This window comes from Mesorhizobium sp. 43Arga, assembly GCF_053714255.1.
Genome location: NZ_JBSKBO010000001.1, coordinates 1,032,293 through 1,049,210, shown reverse-complemented (window position 1 = coordinate 1,049,210; position 16,918 = coordinate 1,032,293). Strand labels below are relative to the sequence as shown.

General features: G+C 64.2%; 11 protein-coding genes and 2 pseudogenes. 5 read left to right on the top strand and 8 right to left on the bottom strand.

Going from position 1 to position 16,918, the window contains the following annotated elements; translation table 11 throughout:
* Positions 1–31 precede the first annotated feature (31 nt).
* The 5 genes and pseudogenes from ACWGS8_RS05180 (at position 32) to ACWGS8_RS05160 (ending at position 4,027) form a co-directional block, all read left to right on the top strand.
* Positions 32–868 carry an endonuclease/exonuclease/phosphatase family protein gene (locus ACWGS8_RS05180; RefSeq protein WP_454579897.1) on the top strand — a complete coding sequence of 279 codons (837 nt, stop codon included), beginning with the start codon at positions 32–34 and terminating at the stop codon, positions 866–868.
* A gap of 194 nt (positions 869–1,062) precedes the next feature.
* On the top strand, positions 1,063–1,392 hold the full coding sequence (locus ACWGS8_RS05175) for a hypothetical protein (protein WP_454579896.1): 330 nt from the start codon (positions 1,063–1,065) through the stop codon (positions 1,390–1,392).
* Positions 1,393–1,493: 101 nt separating this feature from the next.
* Positions 1,494–1,568, top strand: a pseudogene (locus ACWGS8_RS05170) (two-component system response regulator); the annotation flags it as partial.
* Positions 1,540–2,812 (top strand): annotated as a pseudogene (locus ACWGS8_RS05165) (nitrate reductase); the annotation flags it as partial. The pseudogenes ACWGS8_RS05170 and ACWGS8_RS05165, both read left to right, overlap by 29 nt.
* 300 nt (positions 2,813–3,112) lie before the next feature.
* Positions 3,113–4,027, top strand: a complete 915-nt coding sequence (locus ACWGS8_RS05160) for a hypothetical protein (protein WP_454580120.1) — start codon at positions 3,113–3,115, stop codon at positions 4,025–4,027.
* Between the two features lie 358 nt (positions 4,028–4,385).
* Here the strand turns inward: ACWGS8_RS05160 and amaB are convergent, their stop codons facing one another.
* The 8 genes from amaB to ACWGS8_RS05120 form a co-directional block, all read right to left on the bottom strand.
* The gene (gene amaB / locus ACWGS8_RS05155; protein ID WP_454579895.1) at positions 4,386–5,900 is read right to left on the bottom strand and encodes an L-piperidine-6-carboxylate dehydrogenase; all 1,515 of its coding nucleotides are present in this window, start codon (positions 5,898–5,900) and stop codon (positions 4,386–4,388) included.
* 205 nt (positions 5,901–6,105) lie between these two features.
* Positions 6,106–7,380 (bottom strand): RNA polymerase sigma factor, encoded by a 1,275-nt coding sequence (locus tag ACWGS8_RS05150; protein WP_454579894.1) that lies wholly within the window; start codon positions 7,378–7,380, stop codon positions 6,106–6,108.
* Positions 7,377–7,751 carry a YciI family protein gene (locus ACWGS8_RS05145; protein ID WP_143975410.1) on the bottom strand — a complete coding sequence of 125 codons (375 nt, stop codon included), beginning with the start codon at positions 7,749–7,751 and terminating at the stop codon, positions 7,377–7,379. Before ACWGS8_RS05145 ends, ACWGS8_RS05150 begins: the two co-directional genes overlap by 4 nt.
* Before the next feature lie 99 nt (positions 7,752–7,850).
* Positions 7,851–8,942, bottom strand: a complete 1,092-nt coding sequence (locus ACWGS8_RS05140) for a DNA topoisomerase IB (protein WP_454579893.1) — start codon at positions 8,940–8,942, stop codon at positions 7,851–7,853.
* 104 nt (positions 8,943–9,046) lie between these two features.
* Positions 9,047–9,985, bottom strand: a complete 939-nt coding sequence (locus ACWGS8_RS05135; RefSeq protein ID WP_454579892.1) for a glycosyltransferase family 2 protein — start codon at positions 9,983–9,985, stop codon at positions 9,047–9,049.
* A 132-nt stretch (positions 9,986–10,117) separates the two neighbouring features.
* Positions 10,118–11,002: a transglutaminase family protein gene (locus tag ACWGS8_RS05130; protein ID WP_454579891.1), complete on the bottom strand. Its 885-nt coding sequence runs from the start codon at positions 11,000–11,002 to the stop codon at positions 10,118–10,120.
* A 67-nt stretch (positions 11,003–11,069) separates the two neighbouring features.
* Positions 11,070–13,481: a circularly permuted type 2 ATP-grasp protein gene (locus tag ACWGS8_RS05125; RefSeq protein ID WP_454579890.1), complete on the bottom strand. Its 2,412-nt coding sequence runs from the start codon at positions 13,479–13,481 to the stop codon at positions 11,070–11,072.
* 6 nt (positions 13,482–13,487) lie between these two features.
* Positions 13,488–16,847: a transglutaminase family protein gene (locus ACWGS8_RS05120; RefSeq protein ID WP_454579889.1), complete on the bottom strand. Its 3,360-nt coding sequence runs from the start codon at positions 16,845–16,847 to the stop codon at positions 13,488–13,490.
* Positions 16,848–16,918: the final 71 nt, after the last annotated feature.

Below are 16,918 nucleotides of genomic sequence, written 5' to 3'. Positions count from 1 at the left end.
TGGTGAGACCAGCAGGCATGGCAGGCACACGGTGCGGATGAACGGACGCAGCCTCCCGGCAACCATGCTTTTGTCCATTCGCGACAGGCGGATGCGCAAGGCAAACGCGGCTGCGCACAAGGCGACCGCCACTACAGGCACGCTGGTTGCCTCCTACAACGTCCACAAATGCATCGGAGTCGATCGCAAATTCGATCCCGAGCGCACCAGCCGCGTCATCCGCGAAATCGACCCCGACGTCATCGCGCTGCAGGAAGCGGACAACCGTTTCGGCGACCGTGACGGGCTTCTCGACCTGCCCCGCCTCGAGCGGGAAACCGGCCTGGTGCCGGTGCCGATTTCAGCCACCGGAAAAGGCCACGGCTGGCACGGCAACGTCCTCCTGTTCAAGAAAGGCGTCGTCCGTGACGTGCATCAGATCAGGCTTCCGGGCCTGGAACCGCGGGGCGCGGTGGTGGCGGAGATCGACCTCGACGGAAACCGCACCTTGCGCGTCATCGCCGCACATCTCGGCCTGTTGCACCACTCGCGCTCCCAGCAGGCCCGCGTCGTGCTGGACATCATGAGCAGCGCCGACGAAAAGCCGACCTTGCTGCTCGGCGACCTCAACGAATGGCGGCTCGGCAACCGCTCAGCGCTCAACACGCTGCACGCCACGTTCGGGCCTCAGCCGCCGGCGGTCCCCACATTCCCATCGAACCTGCCGCTCTTGGCGCTCGACCGGATCATGACCAATCGGCATGGCATGATCGCAGCGGTCGAAGCCCATGACACACCGCTTTCACGCGTCGCCTCCGACCATCTGCCGCTCACGGCATTCGTTCGCCTGGACCAGATGGTTTCCGCCGATAACGCCGTGATGTCCTAGAGCATGATGCCGAAAAGTGTGAAACGGTTTTCGGAGGACATCATGCTCTATCTCTTTGATTTAGAGCCGGATTCAGATTTCAGGTCGAGTCGACCTGAAATCATCTGGCTCTAAGCGTCGCAAAGCGTGTAGATCTACGGCGGAACGCTCGGTTGTTCCCCGAGTTATATGTCTTGAACGTTCAGGAGGACAAAATGAAAAAGCTGATTTTAGCGTCCCTGTTGGCATTGGCCGCAACCGCATCGGTCATTGCGCCGACGCATGCTGCAAGTGTGATTATCCAGTCCGACGACAACCAATATTCACCGGATGACGATTCCGACAATGGCGGAATTGTTATTCGCCGGCACCATGACCGGCGCTATGACAACCAATATAACCAATATGATGACGACCAGAGCGTTCAGTACGATAATTATGGCCAATACCGGCGCCACCACCGGCACCATCGCTGCCACCTGGAAACGGTCGTGCATTGGCGCCACCACCACAGGGTGGTCGAAGAAGTTCGCGTTTGCGGCTAACCCTGACCCGATGTAATCCTCGGCAGCGGGCATAGCCATGTTCCTTTAGGATCTGGCTGTGCCGCATTGCACAATTTCGCGGCCTTGCCCACAATGCAGGCATGGTCCGATCCTCCCTAGCCGTCCTGGTGATCGATGAAAATCGCATCCGCGCCTCGATCATCGAGGCCGGACTGGTGGATCATCGCCGAGGTGGCACGGCGGATGGGCTTTGGCGAGGCATTTGCGCATGAAACACCTGCTGAAATTTTTGCCGAGCATGCCGCGCTGTCGACGTTCGAGAATGATGGTGAGCGGGATTTCGACATCGGGGTTTATGCCAGTGTCGATGACGAGACCTATGCAGCGCTTGAGCCTTTCCAATGGCCGGCGCCAAACCCAGGAGGCGACACGGAGGAGCAGCAACCCACCCGTTTCTTCGCCAACGGCCATTTCTACACAGCCGACCGCAAAGCCCGCTTCATCGCCATCCGCGCCATCACGGAAACCCGCACCACGCCCGACTTCCCGCTCGTCCTCAACACCGGCCGCATCCGCGACCACTGGCACACCATGACGCGCACCGGCAAAAGCCCGCGTCTGTCGCAGCACATCGCCGAGCCCTTCGTCGAAATCCACCCCGTTGACGCGCAGCACCACGGCATCGGCGACGCCGACATTGTGCGTATCTCCAGCCCGCGCGGCGACGTGCTGGTCCGCGCCCTGATCACCCCCCGCCAGCGCCAAGGCAGCGTCTTCGCGCCAATGCACTGGACCGATCAGTTCGCGGCAAAAGCCCGGCTCGACGCATTGACCGCACCGCTCATCGATCCCGTTTCAGGCCAGCCGGCGCTGAAACATGTCGCGGCCCGCATGGAGAAATTTGCCGCAGGAGCCTTTGCTTTCGCCGTGATGCGCCAGAAGCCGGAATGGGTCGACGCGAGCTACTGGGCGGTTGCCAAATGCCGGGGCGGTTGGCGGGTCGAGCTTGCCTTTGCCGCCGATGACGCCGACTGGACAGCCTTCGCCGGCTCGCTCTTCGAAGCCCCCTCGGCCGGAATGCTCGCCTATCACGACCGCGACGCCGCACCGCATCGCCGCCTTCGATGGCGAGCACCTTGTCGGCGCCTTGTTCGTCGCGCCAGGCCCGGTCGCGGTATCGCGCGGCTGGGCGGCCGAGCAGCTCGAAGAGGTCCACGCCAGCCAGCGCGGGCGCTTCAGGATCGTAGCCGGCCGCGCCGGTGCCGAACGGCCGGATGCCGGTGCCACCGTCTGTTCCTGTTTCAACGTCGGTGCCAACCAGATCGTGGCCGCGGTGGCAGCGGGCTGCACCACCGTCGAAGCCATCGGCGGCGCGCTGAAGGCCGGCACCAATTGCGGCTCCTGCCGGTCCGAGATCCGCGCCCTCATCCAGGCCAGCCGCGTTCAAGCGGCCGAGTGAGCTGCAATCCCGTGCGATTGAGCGGCCGGCTCGGCGGTCAGAACCGGAGCCGAGACCATGGTGCCGCTGTCGGCCGTCGCGCATTACGGCCCCGCCGTTCGAATGAGGCGGAAACTATGCCTGGCCCGAGGAAGGTCAATTCAACGGGCCGCCGTTCGGCTGACTATTGTTGGAGGGTTTTCTAAGCCATGGCAATCAGTTAGCGGACCGAACCATGAAGCTGTCGCTGTCGATCCACGCCTCGGCTGGCCCTGTTCTCCGCAAATGGTAAGTCTGGACACAAGTGTTGAAGGCTGAAAGATAGGGAACGCAACTTCGCTATTAGAGTTGTTTCGAGGGATCGGGAGATTCGTGCTGAATCTGGAAGACATAGCGGCCCATCCGGCCTTGCACCGCTACGTACAGGAACAGTCGCAGTCCCTGATCCGAATCTATGAGGAAACCCCGCGACTGGCTTCCATCTTTGCCACGCAGCAACGCTGGCTGATGGCCCATGTCGGCCTTGCCATGCACTTCCGGCGGGACCCGAACGACCGTCGCAAGGAGCTGACGGTATCGCGTTTCATCGAGGTCGTGCACAAGAACGCCGTGGCCAGCCGCAACACGGCGGATGCTTTCATCAAGGAGATGCTGCACTACAACATCGCCGAGTATGTGGCGGGCGGGGACGGCCGCACGCATCCCCTACAACCGACGGCGGCCACCATCGAGCGATTCACCGGCTGGGTGACCGCCCATCTGCGCACGCTTGACCATATCGATGGCGGCGACCGGCTGGGCAGATATCTGGACCGGCCCGACATGCTTGCCACGCTGCAGCCGCTCATCGCTGACGGCCTGCTGGCCTCAAAGCCGGTGCGCGAACCCAACCAGACCTTTTCCCTTTTCATCTGGCTCAACAATGGCGGCATCGTCATGGATTGGCTGATGTCCGGCATCGATCCGGACCATGCAGGCCTGGAGCGGATTCCGACCAGCGTGGTTTCGATCGGCGATTTCGCCAAATGGCTCAAGCTGTCGCGGACCCATCTCGGCCGCAAACTGCGCACCGCCGAGGAACTCGGCAGCATTGGCTGGCTCGGCCAACGCGGCCATTCGGTGATGTGGGTGTCGCACGGATTCTACGAGGAATACATGACCGTGCAGGCCGCCAAGCTGGCTGTCGTCGACAACGCCTTCAAGGCTTGTTTTCCGCCACCGCAAGACGGTGACTGAGCAGCGCCCCGCACAAGCGCTGGTTTTGGGGAAAGCGTGAGGCGGATTTTCCGTCCGCAATTAGGTCGGACAAGAAGAGACACCGACTTTGCGCTTCCGCGCAGCTATGAAGCTGCGTCCATGATTTGTGCCCGCTATGCATTCACCCACTATTGACGGCCAGCATCCGGAAACCGCGAAGGCTGAAAATGTGCTTTTGCGTCTTCGGTGCGACCGCCGACGGCTGACCGGTGCGGCATCCCCCGCGCGCGGGAGATGCACGAATCCATCATGCCGGCTAGCGTGTACGCCCTCCACCTGTGTCGATTGATGCTCGCCGAGCATCACCGACGCTGACCTTGCGCTGACCCCGGCGTTCTCAGTCGATGTCGAACGAAACGCCCTGGGCAAGCGGCAGCGCCTTGGAATAGTTCACCGTGTTGGTGGCGCGCCGCATATAGGCCTTCCACGCATCGGAGCCGCTCTCGCGGCCGCCGCCGGTTTCCTTTTCGCCGCCGAAAGCACCGCCGATCTCGGCGCCCGACGTGCCGATATTGACATTGGCGATGCCGCAGTCCGAACCGTCGACACCGAGGAAACGCTCGGATTCCTGCAAGTCGCGGGTGAAGATCGACGACGACAGGCCCGCACCCACCGCATTGTGCTCGTCGAGCACGGCGTCGAAATCCGAATATTTCATCACATAGAGGATCGGCGCGAAGGTCTCTTCGGTCACCGGCGACACTTGGCTCTGCATCTCGACCAGGGCCGGATGCACATAATAGGCATCCGGGTGGCCATTCTCGACGCGCGCGCCGCCGGTCACCTTGCCGCCATGGGCGGTGGCTTCCTTCAACGCCTTCTGCATGGCATCGAACGCCGCCTTGTCGATCAGCGGCCCGACCAGCGAAGAGGTCTCCAGCGGATTGCCGACCGAGACGCTCTGATAGGCTTTCTTCAGTCGCGGCACCAAGGCATCGTAGACGCTCTCATGCACGAACAGGCGCCGCAGCGTCGTGCAGCGCTGGCCGGCCGTGCCCATGGCGCCGAAAGCGATGGCGCGTAGCGCCATGTCGAGATCGGCGGTCGGGCAGACGATGCCGGCATTGTTGCCGCCGAGCTCCAGCACGGCACGCGCAAAGCGCTTGGCCAGGCGCGGGCCGACGTCACGGCCCATGCGGGTCGAGCCGGTCGCCGAAACCAGCGGCACCTTGGGATGGTCGACCAGGATTTCGCCGACGACGCGGTCGCCGATCAGCACCGGCGCCAGCCCCTCCGGCGCGTCGGCGCCGAAACGCTTGACCGCGCGCTTGAAGATCGCCTCGCAGGCAAGCGCCGTCAGCGGCGTCTTCTCCGATGGCTTCCACACCACCGCGTCACCGCAGACCAGCGCCAGTGCCGCATTCCACGACCACACCGCGACCGGGAAGTTGAAGGCGGAAATGACGCCGATCACGCCGAGCGGATGCCAGGTTTCCATCATGCGATGGCCCGGACGCTCGGTGGCGATGGTCAGGCCATACAATTGCCGGGACAGACCGACGGCGAAATCGCAGATGTCGATCATCTCCTGCACTTCGCCGAGCCCCTCGGACGGGATCTTGCCGACCTCGATCGACACCAGCCGGCCAAGTTCGGCCTTGTGCGCACGCAATTCCTCGCCGAGCAGCCGCACCAGTTCGCCGCGCTTCGGGCCGGGCACCAGCCGCCAGGACTGGAACGCCCTGTGCGCGGCATCGATGGTCTTGGCCGCATCGGCCGGCGAGATGGTCTTCAGCGCCGCGATCTGTTCGCCCGTCACGGGGCTGTGCACGATCAGGTCGCCGCCGACAAGCGCGTCCTTGGCCACGCCCAGTTTCGCCAGAAGCTCGGCCGTTTCCTTCGCAATGGTCATTTTTGTTCCTTTCAGATCCCGTCGTCATCATATGGCGTCGGGTCAAAGCCTCGCGCCATTCGCCCGCACGCCGAAAAGGCACTTCAGGCACAGTCATGGCGTGGCCTTACTCGTTTCAAGGGAAAATCGCCACCCCGGCATGGTCTAAGCTCAAACCACACGATTGAGCCAGGCGACACGATTGAGCCAGATGGTCAAACGCGGCTCAGTTGGCCTTTTTCGCCGGCACGCGCACGGCGCCGTCTTTCATCAAACGGTCGATATGCATGCGGATATGGGCCGCTTCCGCCGCCGTGTTGGCCAGCGCGATGGCTCGGTCGAAGGCAACCCGTGCCTCCTCACCCCGGTCGAGCTGCATCAGTAGCCCGCCCTTGAGGCCGAAGAAATGGAAATAGCCGGAAAGCCTTTCTTCCAGCGGCTCGATCATGGCAAGCGCCGCCTCTGGGCCGCGTATCTTGGAGACCGCCACCGCGCGGTTGAGCGTGATGACGGGCGACGGCTGCATCTGTTCAAGCAGGCCATAGAGCAGGTCGATCTCCACCCAGTCGGTGTCCTCGGCTTTCTCTGCCCGGGCATGCAAAGCGGCGATTGCCGCCTGCACCTGGTAGGGACCCGGCTGGCGATGGCGCAACGCCTTGTCGACCAGCGCCAGTCCCTCGTCGATCATCTTGCGGCTCCACAGGCCGCGATCCTGGTCCTCGAGCAGCACGATCTCGCCGTCTTCGTCGAAACGGGCCGGCGCGCGCGCATGCTGCAGCAAAAGCAGCGCCGTCAGCCCCATGATCTCCGGCTCGGTCTGGAACAGCCGCAGCAGCAGCCGGGCGAGCCGGATAGCCTCCTCGCACAGCGGCGCGCGGGCCGGTGCCTCGCCGCTGTTGGTCGAATAGCCTTCGTTGAAGATCAAATAGACCATCGCCGCCACCGCAGCGAGCCGCTCGGAGCGTTCGACAGCGCCCGGGGTCTCGAACGGCACGCCGGCGTCGGCGATGCGCGCCTTGGCGCGGGTGATGCGCTGCTCCATGGCGCTTTCGCCGACCAGGAAGGCGCGCGCGATCTGCTTGACGGTGAGACCGGAGACGATGCGCAGCGCGACCGCGATCTGCTGCGTTGCCGGAAGGTCCGGATGGCAGCAGATGAACAGCAGCCGCAATATGTCGTCGCGATAGTGCGCGCCGTCCAGCCGCTCGGCGATGTCGCTCTCGGCATCCTCCAGATCGGAAATCTGGTCCTCTTCCGGCATCGGCGCCTGCTTGGCGCGCTTGCGCACCGCGTCGATGCCGCTGTTGCGGCCGACGAAGATCAGCCATGCCGCCGGGTCGCGCGGCGGCCCGTTCTGCGGCCAATTCTTCAACGCCCTGAGACAGGCATCCTGGAAAGCTTCCTCCGCCGTATCGAGATCGCGGAAATAGCGCAGCAGCGCGCCCATTGCCTGCGGGCGGGCAGCGCTGATCGCGGAGCTTATCCAGGCAAGTTCGGTCATACAGCAACCCCGGTGGGATTGAACACCGAGACCGGCCGGATTTCATAGGATCCGCCACTCGGGTTGACTTCGGACAGCTCACGGGCGAATTCGACGGCCTCGTCGAGATCGGCGCATTCGAGCGTGTAGAACCCCAGGAACTGCTCCTTGGTCTCGGCGAAGGGCCCGTCGATGACGACCGATTCGCCTTTCACTTTCCTCAGCGTCGTCGCCGCAGTCGTCGGCAAAAGCCGCGCCACCGGGCCAAGCCGGCCGGCCTTGGCGTACTTGTCCTGGACGTTGATGAGATTGGCCATGACTTCGTCGTCCTGCGCCTTGCTCCAGGAGCTGACGACGTCTTCGGAGGCATAGCAGAGTATGGCGTAGAGCATGACTGGTCCTTTTCTGTATCAAAGGACGAAACAGTATGACCGATCCCGACACGACGTCGATAAAAAAAGACGGATAGAGCGACCGTCAATCGCCACCAGTCACCGTTGATGCGTCTTCAACCATCTCAGCACGATCGCTTCCTCGTCATCGAGACCCTCGATGGGCCGCTTGCGCTCGCTGGCTTTGGCCATTTCTGCCAGCAGCCGTCCCTGCGACCAGGCCTCGAAAACCTGCGGATGAATATAGCATTTGCGGCAGACGGCGCGTGTGTTGCCCAGCCGCTCGGCCACCTTGTCGATGATGCTGTTCATCACCCGTTTTTGCTGGGTCTGGGCTTCGGGCAGCTCCGTCTTTGCGAACAGCGACGCGGCATGGATAGTGCCGCCCCAGGTGCGAAAATGCTTGGAGCTGAACGCATCGCCGGCGGCGTCCCTGATGTAGCGGTTGACATCGTCGGAGCGGATCGGACGTCTGCTCCCGTCTTCGTCGAGATACTGGAACAGTTTCTGGCCCGGCAGGTCCTGCGCACCCCGCACGATGCCGGCGATACGGCGATCGACCAGCCTCAGTTTCCATTCCTTGCCGGACTTGCCCTTGAAGGCGAAGCGCAGGCTCGACCCCTTGATATCGACATGGCGGTCGCGCAACGTCGTCAGGCCGAAGCTCTTGTTGTCGCGCGCATAGGCGGCATTGCCGACACGGATCATCGTGTTGTCGAGCAGCCAGACGACCGCGGCGACGACGCGCTCGAACGGCAGGCCGTGGCGGCGCAAATCGCTGTCTATCGTGCGCCTCAGCTTGGCCAGGCTTTCGGCGAAGGCAACGAGGCTCGAATATTTGGCACCGTCGCGTTCTTCGGCCCATTGCGGATGATAGCGATACTGCTTGCGCCCCCGCTGATCCCTGCCGGTCGCCTGGATGTGCCCGTTGGCATCAGGCGAGATCCAGACATCCGTCCAGGCCGGCGGGATGACGATTGCCTCGATACGCGCCCTGGCGGCATCCGAGACCGCTTTGCCGTCCGGTCCCTTGTAGGAAAATCCCTTGCCTGTCTTGAGCCGGCGGATGCCGGGCTCGGCATCGCTGACATAGGTCAGTACGACGTGCTCGGCCGCGCTTTGCGCCCCGCTCTTCGGCGCGGCGTCACCGTCGGTTGACCGGCCGGGCGGCAATCCGGATCTCCGCAGCATGTAAGCTCCACGCAAATATGCGTAGATAAGCTGTTGGCCGACAGCTGGTTCCGCGCCCAGTGAAAGTCAGCCGGCGGCGATAAGCGAATGGCGGAGCCTTACGACTACAAGACGCCCTGCAGTTCTACCCGCGGTGCCGACAGCCGACGTCGCACCGCGAGCTTGAGCCTGTAGCGCAGGCAGCGCCAGGCCTCTGACCGCCGCTTTGGCGCGGCAGCGGCCACTGCGAGGAAGCGCGCGGCGACGTCCAGGTCGCCGCGCGCATAGTGGACGCGGGCGATCTTGAGGGCGACAAGCCCCTCCCTGGTCTTGAGCGCCGAGACCGGGATGCTGCAATCGGTGAGCGTGCGCAATTCCCGGCGCCATTCCAGGAAGCGCCGCACCGGGTTTATTGCAAAGCGGTCGTCGGAACGGGCCGGCGAAACCTCATAGACCATGACGGGTTGCGGCGTCATGGCCAGTGAAGCCTTGCTCATCAGCCGCGCCCAGAACAGCGTGTCCTCGTCATAGGCAAGGCCCAGCGGAAACCGTGTATCGCCGATCAGCTGCCGGGATGCTAGTACGCTGCCCACGGCGACGGAGCGTATATCGCCTTTCACATAGGCCGAAGCATTTGCCAGGCACGCGGCCTGATAGCCGTCCGGAATCTTGATCGGCCGGTCCTGGCCGTTCACCCGGCGCCGGTAGGCGCCAACGATCATGCCGGCTTTCGGCTGGTTCTCCGCCTGCCGCAGCAGCGCGCGCAATCCGCCCTGAAGATGCAAATCGTCGGCGTCGATCAGATACACCCAGGGATGGAGCGCCTGCGCCAGCGCCACGTTGCGGGCACCGCCGGCGTCGCGGCATTCGGCCGGCAGCACACGCAGCGGCAAAGCCAATTGCGCCGCCGCCTGCCGCGCGACATCAGCCGTGTTATCAGTCGATGCATCGTCGACGAGCAGAACCTCGCCGATGACCTCTGCCTCACTGCCAAGCGACGCCAGCGTTATCGCTATGGTAGCCGCCGCATTGTAGGCAGGAATGACGACGCTGACCGCTTTCAACTACAAGACCCCGCGCCCGCGCCCTTTGGCAGCACAATGGCTGTCCCTCGAAACGAAGAGAGATTAGCGGCCCCTTCGATGTTTGAGAAGCCGCTTCGTCCACCCAGAATTGCGGTCGCGGAACGCCTCGCTTCATACCTTCTCAAGCGCGACCGGAATGACGTCGACAGCCTGCTCGCCGACCTGCCCGCCGGTGGTTTTCAGCACGCCGACGATCGGCGCGACGTCGGAATAGTCACGGCCGTAACCGACGGTGATATGGTCGTTGCTGGCCCGCATGCCGTTGGTCGGGTCGAACTCCTGCCAGCCGGCGTCTCGCCCGCACCAGACCTTGACCCAGGCATGCATGGCGTCGGCGCCCTCCAGCCGCGGCTTGCCCTTGGGCGGGATGGTGCGCAGGAAGCCGCTGACATAGCCGGCCGGAATGCCGAGCCCGCGCAAGCCGGCGATCATGATGTGCGAAAAGTCCTGGCAGACGCCACGCTTCAGTTTGAAGGCATCGCTGGCCCGGGTCCGCACCGTGGTCGCCTCGCCGTCATAGGTGAAATCGCGATGGATGCGGTTGCACAGATCCATTGCCGTACCGGCGGCCGAGGTGACGACGCTGTCTCGCGCGTAGGAGGTGATCGCCGCGTCGATGCCGGAGTGGGCGCTTCCCACCAGAAAATGGTGCGGCGAGGCAGACGCCAACGACCGGACCGCGGCCAGTTCCTGCCGCAGCCGACCGATATCGGGCGATACGTCGAGCCCGGGCTCGGGCCGCGACACCGAAACGCGGGCGCTCATCCTGATGTCGAGCGCATCATGCGCATCGCGAAACGCGATCGAGGTGACGTTGTTGCCGAAGAAGTCCGAAAAGTCCGACCGTTCATTGGGCGGCGGCGTGAACGACAGGGACGCCGCGATGACGCGCTGCACGCCTGATATCGTCGACGGCAGCACGCGGATCTGGTGGCGGCCGCCACCCGCCGCCGCTGCATAATCGTAATGGAGATGAAGCCTGATGTCGTAAAGCATGGACTACTTTTCTTGTTTTGCCGCAGGTTCTTGCCCCAAAACCGTGCGACACTTTTGCGGAACCTGCTTAGCCGAAATAGGCTTTGGCGAGGCTGTTGTAGAGACCGCCGATCTCGTAGGCGAGTTCGTCCAGAGCCTTTGCCGTCATGTCCGAAGGCTCCTTGATGGCGATGGCCGTGTTGAGCTGCAGGATCTCCTTCGCCGCCGGCGACATGTGCCCCTCGCCGCCGACCGACGGCAACAGGCCGATCTCGGCCTTCAGCCTTTCCAGCTGGAACAGGATCGAGCGCGGATTGAGCGGGTCGAGCGCCAGAAGATCGATCACCGTGCGCCGGCCGGCCTGCACCGGATATTGCCGGCGATGGGTCATGACGCTGTCGCCGATCTCCAGCATCATGTCGAGCGCGCCATCCGGCGCCTTGGGATCGGTCAGCCTGGACAGCGTGCCGGCGATCTGGATGCCGCGCTCCAGCCGCCGGCCGATCTCGAGGAAACGCCAGCCGGCGAAGCGGTACATGTTCTCGTGCAGCAGGCCGGAAAAGCCGGCGAGCTTGCGCAGGATGACGGTCATTGCCCGTGTCGCGTCGTCGCCCGGCGCCACCGTCTTGGCGAACTGATGGATGGTCTTCGACAGGTCCTTCAGCGCCAGCCAGCCGTCGGGCGAGAAGCGGTCGCGGATCTGCCCGGCGCTATAGACGGCGCTGTCGAGCGTGCCGATCAGCCCCAGCGGGATCGCCGTAGCGACGTCGATGCCGAACGGTTCGAGATAGTCCCTGATGTCGGCCAGCAACGGCATGTCCGGATCGGATGTTTCGGCCAGCCGCACATGATAGGCGCGCAGGATGCGCACCGTGTCTTCCGAACGCTCTATATAGCGGCCGAGCCAGGTCAGGTTCTCCGCCGCGCGGCTGGGCAGGCTGCCCGGCCTGGTGCGCGTGAAGCTGTCGCCCTCCTGCGGCAGCAGCGTCTCGCGCTCGACCGGCCTGTCGCTGACCACCCAGACGTCGGCCGCCTGGCCGCCGCGCTGCATGGCGATCGCCGTCGGGTCGAGCGACAGGCCGACGCGGGCAAACCCGCCCGGCATCACCGTCCAGCCGTCAGGCGTGCGTGCCAGATAAACGCGCAGGCTCGCCGGACGCGGCTCCAGCCAGCCGCCGACAAAGACCGGTGTGGTCGACAGCGTCACCGCTTCCTGGCCGACGAAGGCGCCGCCATCGCGTTCGATACGCGCCACCAGCTCGGCCCGCTCGCCGGCCGACAGCGTCGAGCCCAGCGTGGTCTGGCCATCATCCTCGAAGGCAAGTCTCGTCGACAGCGCCGGGCCGACCACCATGCGGTCGATATTGGCAAGCACATGGGCGCGTTCGGTCGCCTGCCCGCACCACCATGTCGCGACGCTCGGCAAGAGCAGCTCCTCGCCGCGCAATTCGCGTGCGATCTTGGGCAGGAAGGCGAGCAGCGCGCGTGTTTCCATCAGGCCGGAGCCCAACGCATTGACGGTCGCCACCGCGCCCTGGCGGACCGCCTCGACCAGCCCAGGCGTGCCGATCTGCGAATCCGAGCGCAACTCGAGCGGGTCGGCAAAAGCCGCGTCGAGTCGCCGCCACAACACGCTGATCGGCATCAGGCCCGAAACGGTGCGCACCATCAGCCTGCCGCCGGAAACGGTCAGGTCCTCGCCTTCGAGCAGCATGATCCCGAGATAGCGGGCTATGTAGGCGTGTTCGTAGTAGGTTTCGTTGAGCGGCCCCGGCGTCAATATGGCGACGCGACCGGCGCTCTCCCTGGCCATGCCGATCAGCGCATCGCGGAAACGGCGGAAGAAGCCGGCAAGGCGATGCACATGCATCTCGCCATAGATATCGGACAGCGCGCGCGTGGTGGCGACGCGGTTCTCCAGGGCAAAGCCGGCGCCGGATGGCGCCTGCGTACGGTCGCCCAGCACCCACCACTGGCCGCCAGGCCCACGGCCAAGCTCGAAGGCGCAGAAATGTAGGTAATGGCCGCCGGCCGGCGTGGTACCCACGACAGGCCGCAAATATTCGGGACTGGCGGCGATCAATCCCGCCGGCAGGATGCCTTTTTCGATCAGCCGGTTGCGCCCATAGATATCGGCGATGGTTTCCTCGAACAGTTCGGCGCGCTGCACGAGACCGGCGCTGATCGCCGCCCATTCGCTGTCTTCGATAAGCAGCGGCACATGCGCCAGCGGCCATTCGCGCTCATTGGCGCCGGCCTTGTCGTAGACGCGGTAATAGACGCCGGCGTCGCGCAGATACTGGTCGGCCCGGGCAAAACGCTGGCCGAGTTTTTCGGCACCGAGATCGTCGAGCGCCTCGATGAAATGCTTCCAGACCGGACGGGGATTGCCTGCGGCGTCGACCATCTCGTCGACGACGCCGTCGATGGGCTGGTAGTGCTCCAGCAGGCTATGGATCTGCGGCTTACCGCGTATCCTCTTGTGATTCCCCTTTGCCATCGCTGATCAGAGTCTTGCCGGCCGCCTGAGGTCAAGGGTCATCGGGAAATCTTCCGCCGGTTGTTCCTCGCGCACCACATAGACCGATGGTGTATGGCCGCGCGGTTCGAAGCGGGCGAGCCGCCGTGCTTCCGCCTCGTTGCCGTTGACCGGGAAGGTGTCGTAGTTGCGGCCGCCGGGATGCGCGACATGGTAGACGCAGCCGCCGACCGCCCTGCCCGACCAACGGTCGTAGATGTCGAACACCAGCGGCGTGTTGACCGGCAGCGCCGGATGCAGGCCCGAAGCCGGCTGCCAGGCCTTGAAGCGTACGCCCGCCACCGCGACCTCACGGTTGTCGGTCACCTTCATCGGCACGATGCGGCCGTTGCAGACCACGGCATGGCGTTCCGTGTTGAGGCCTTCGGTCTTGACCTGCAGCCGCTCGACCGAGGAATCGACGAAGCGCACGGTGCCGCCGATCGCGCCCTGCTCGCCCATGACATGCCAGGGCTCCAGCGCCTGCCGTAGCTCCAGCTTGATACCGGCGTGCTGGACCTCGCCGCAGAACGGGAAACGGAATTCGAGCTGCGCGTCGAACCATTCGGGACGGAACTCGAAGCCGTTGAGCTTGAGGTCGTCGAGCACATCGAGGAAGTCCGCCCAGACATGATGCGGCAGCATGAAACGGTCGTGCAGCGAGGTGCCCCAGCGCACGAAGCGGCCGTCGAGCGGGTTCTTCCACGCACGGGCAATGATCGCCCTGACGAGCAGTTGCTGCGCCAGGCTCATGCGCGCATTGGGCGGCATCTCGAAGCCACGGAATTCGACCAGTCCCAGCCGGCCGGTCGGCCCGTCCGGCGAGAACAGCTTGTCGATGCAGATTTCCGAGCGGTGCGTGTTGCCGGTGACGTCGGTCAACAGGTTGCGGAACAGCCGGTCGACCAGCCACGGCAACGGTGCCGCGCCTTGGTCGGGATGCGGCACCTGCGCCATGGCGATTTCGAGTTCGTAGAGCGAATCGTGGCGCGCCTCGTCAAAGCGCGGCGCCTGGCTGGTCGGACCGATGAACAGGCCCGAGAATAGATAGGACAGCGACGGATGCCGCTGCCATTGCAGCACCAGGCTCTTCAACAGATCGGGCCGGCGCAGGAATGGGCTGTCATTGGGCGTCGCGCCGCCGACCACGACATGGTTGCCGCCGCCTGTGCCGGTGTGGCGGCCGTCGATCATGAACTTGTCGGCGCCAAGCCGCGTCAGCCGCGCTTCCTCGTAGATCGCCGTTGTCGTCTCCACGCAATCCTGCCAGTTGGAAGCCGGATGGATGTTGACCTCGATGACGCCGGGATCGGGTGCGACACGGATGACGTTGAGGCGCGGATCATGCGGCGGACTATAGCCCTCTATATGCACGGGAAGGCCGATGGCACGCGCCGCATTCTCGGCGGCAGCGACCAGTTCGAGATAATCCTCCAGCGCCTCGACCGGCGGCATGAACACGCACAGCCGCCCATCGCGCGGCTCGACGGAGACTGCGGTGCGCACCGCGCCGCCGATCTCGGTGATCTCCTGTTCGACCCGGTCCTGCTGACCGGTCGCGGCGGTGAACGACGCCGCCTGCTGGCGGCGCGCCATCTCGTCGGCGCCTTCAAGCTCGGCTGGAGCCGCGTTGGGCAGGATCGCTTCGCGTGCCGGCAATGGGCCGCGCGGCAGCGATGGATCGACCGGCACGACATAGGGGAACTGCGCCGGCGGCACGTAGGGTAGCGTGCCCAGGGGCAAGCGATAACCGACCGGTGAATCGCCCGGTACCAGGAACAGCCGTCCGCGGCGCGTCTTCCATTTCTCCGAACGCCAGCGCGGTCCCGACGCCTGGCTGTTCCAGCGCTGCACCGGCAGCACGTAGCCGGAAGGCTTGGTCAGCCCGCGCTCGAACACTCTTGCCATGCGGCTGCGTTCTTCCGGGTCTTCAAGCTTGGAATTCGACGGATCGACATTTTCCGGCAGCTTGCCTTCCTTGAGCAGCCATTCGGCCGGATCCTCATAGGCTTCGCTGACCATGGCCTTGTCGATGCCGAGTTCGCCGGCGATCGCCGTCAGCAGGCTTTCGGCCTGCTGCGGGCCAACCTTGGCTTCGCTTTTCTCCCGCGCGATCAGCGACGGATCGCTCCACACCGGCTGGCCATCGGCACGCCAGTAGAGCGAGAAGGTCCAGCGCGGCAGGCTTTCGCCCGGATACCATTTGCCTTGGCCGTAGTGGAGGAAGCCGCCCGGCGCGAAACGCTCGCGCAGCCTGCGGATCAGCGCATCGGCCTTTTCGCGCTTGGTCGGCCCGACAGCCGCGGTGTTCCACTCGGCGGATTCGAAATCGTCGATCGACACGAAGGTCGGCTCGCCGCCCATCGTCAGCCGAACGTCGCCTTCGCCAAGTGCCGCATCGACCTTTTTGCCGAGCGCGTCGAGCGCCTGCCAGCTTTCATCGGAGAATGGCTTGGTGATGCGCGGATGCTCGGCGATGCGGTCGACGCGCATGTCGAAACCGAACTCGACATTGGCAAAGCTCGCCATGCCGGAAATCGGCGCGGCATTGCGGAAATGCGGGGTTGCGGCAAGCGGCACATGGCTTTCGCCGGTGAGCAGACCCGAGGTCGGGTCGAAGCCGATCCAGCCGGCTCCGGGAAGATAGACCTCACACCAGGCATGCAGGTCGGTGAAATCGACCGAAGTGCCGGCCGGGCCGTCAAGCGCAATGAGATCGGGCTTGAGCTGGATCAGATAGCCGGAGACGAAGCGCGCGGCGATGCCGAGATTGCGCAGGATCTGCACCAAGAGCCAGCTCGAATCCCGGCACGAGCCCTTGCCGGCGGAGAGCGTTTCCTCCGGCGAGAACACACCGGTCTCCATACGCACGATATAGGCGATCTCGCGCTGCAGCCGCGCATTGAGGTCGACGAGGAAATTGACGGTGTTTTTCGCGCTTGTGTCGATGGTTCTCAGGAAGGTCGAGAGCAGCGGCCCTGCCGGTTCGGGCGTTCGGTAGATCGCGAGATCGTCCCTGATCTCTTCCGGATATTCGAACGGGAACGTCTCGGCCGACGGCTCGACGAAGAAATCGAACGGATTGTAGACGGTCATGTCGGCGACGAGATCGACCTCGATCTTCAATTCCGTCACCGGCTCGGGAAAGACGAAGCGGGCGAGGAAGTTGCCGTAAGGGTCTTGCTGCAGATTGACGAAGTGGTTCGCCGGCTCGACCTTGAGCGAATGGCTCAACACCTTTGTGCGGGAATGCGGTGCCGGCTGAAGCCTGATGATCTGAGGCCCGAGAACCACCGGCCGGTCGTATTTGTAATGGGTAAGATGGTAGACGGCTGCCAGAATTGCCATGGGGCCCCGGAGATCGGCGTTTCAAACGAAGTCGCCGAACCCTGACACATCTGCTGGCCATTCTCCAAGCA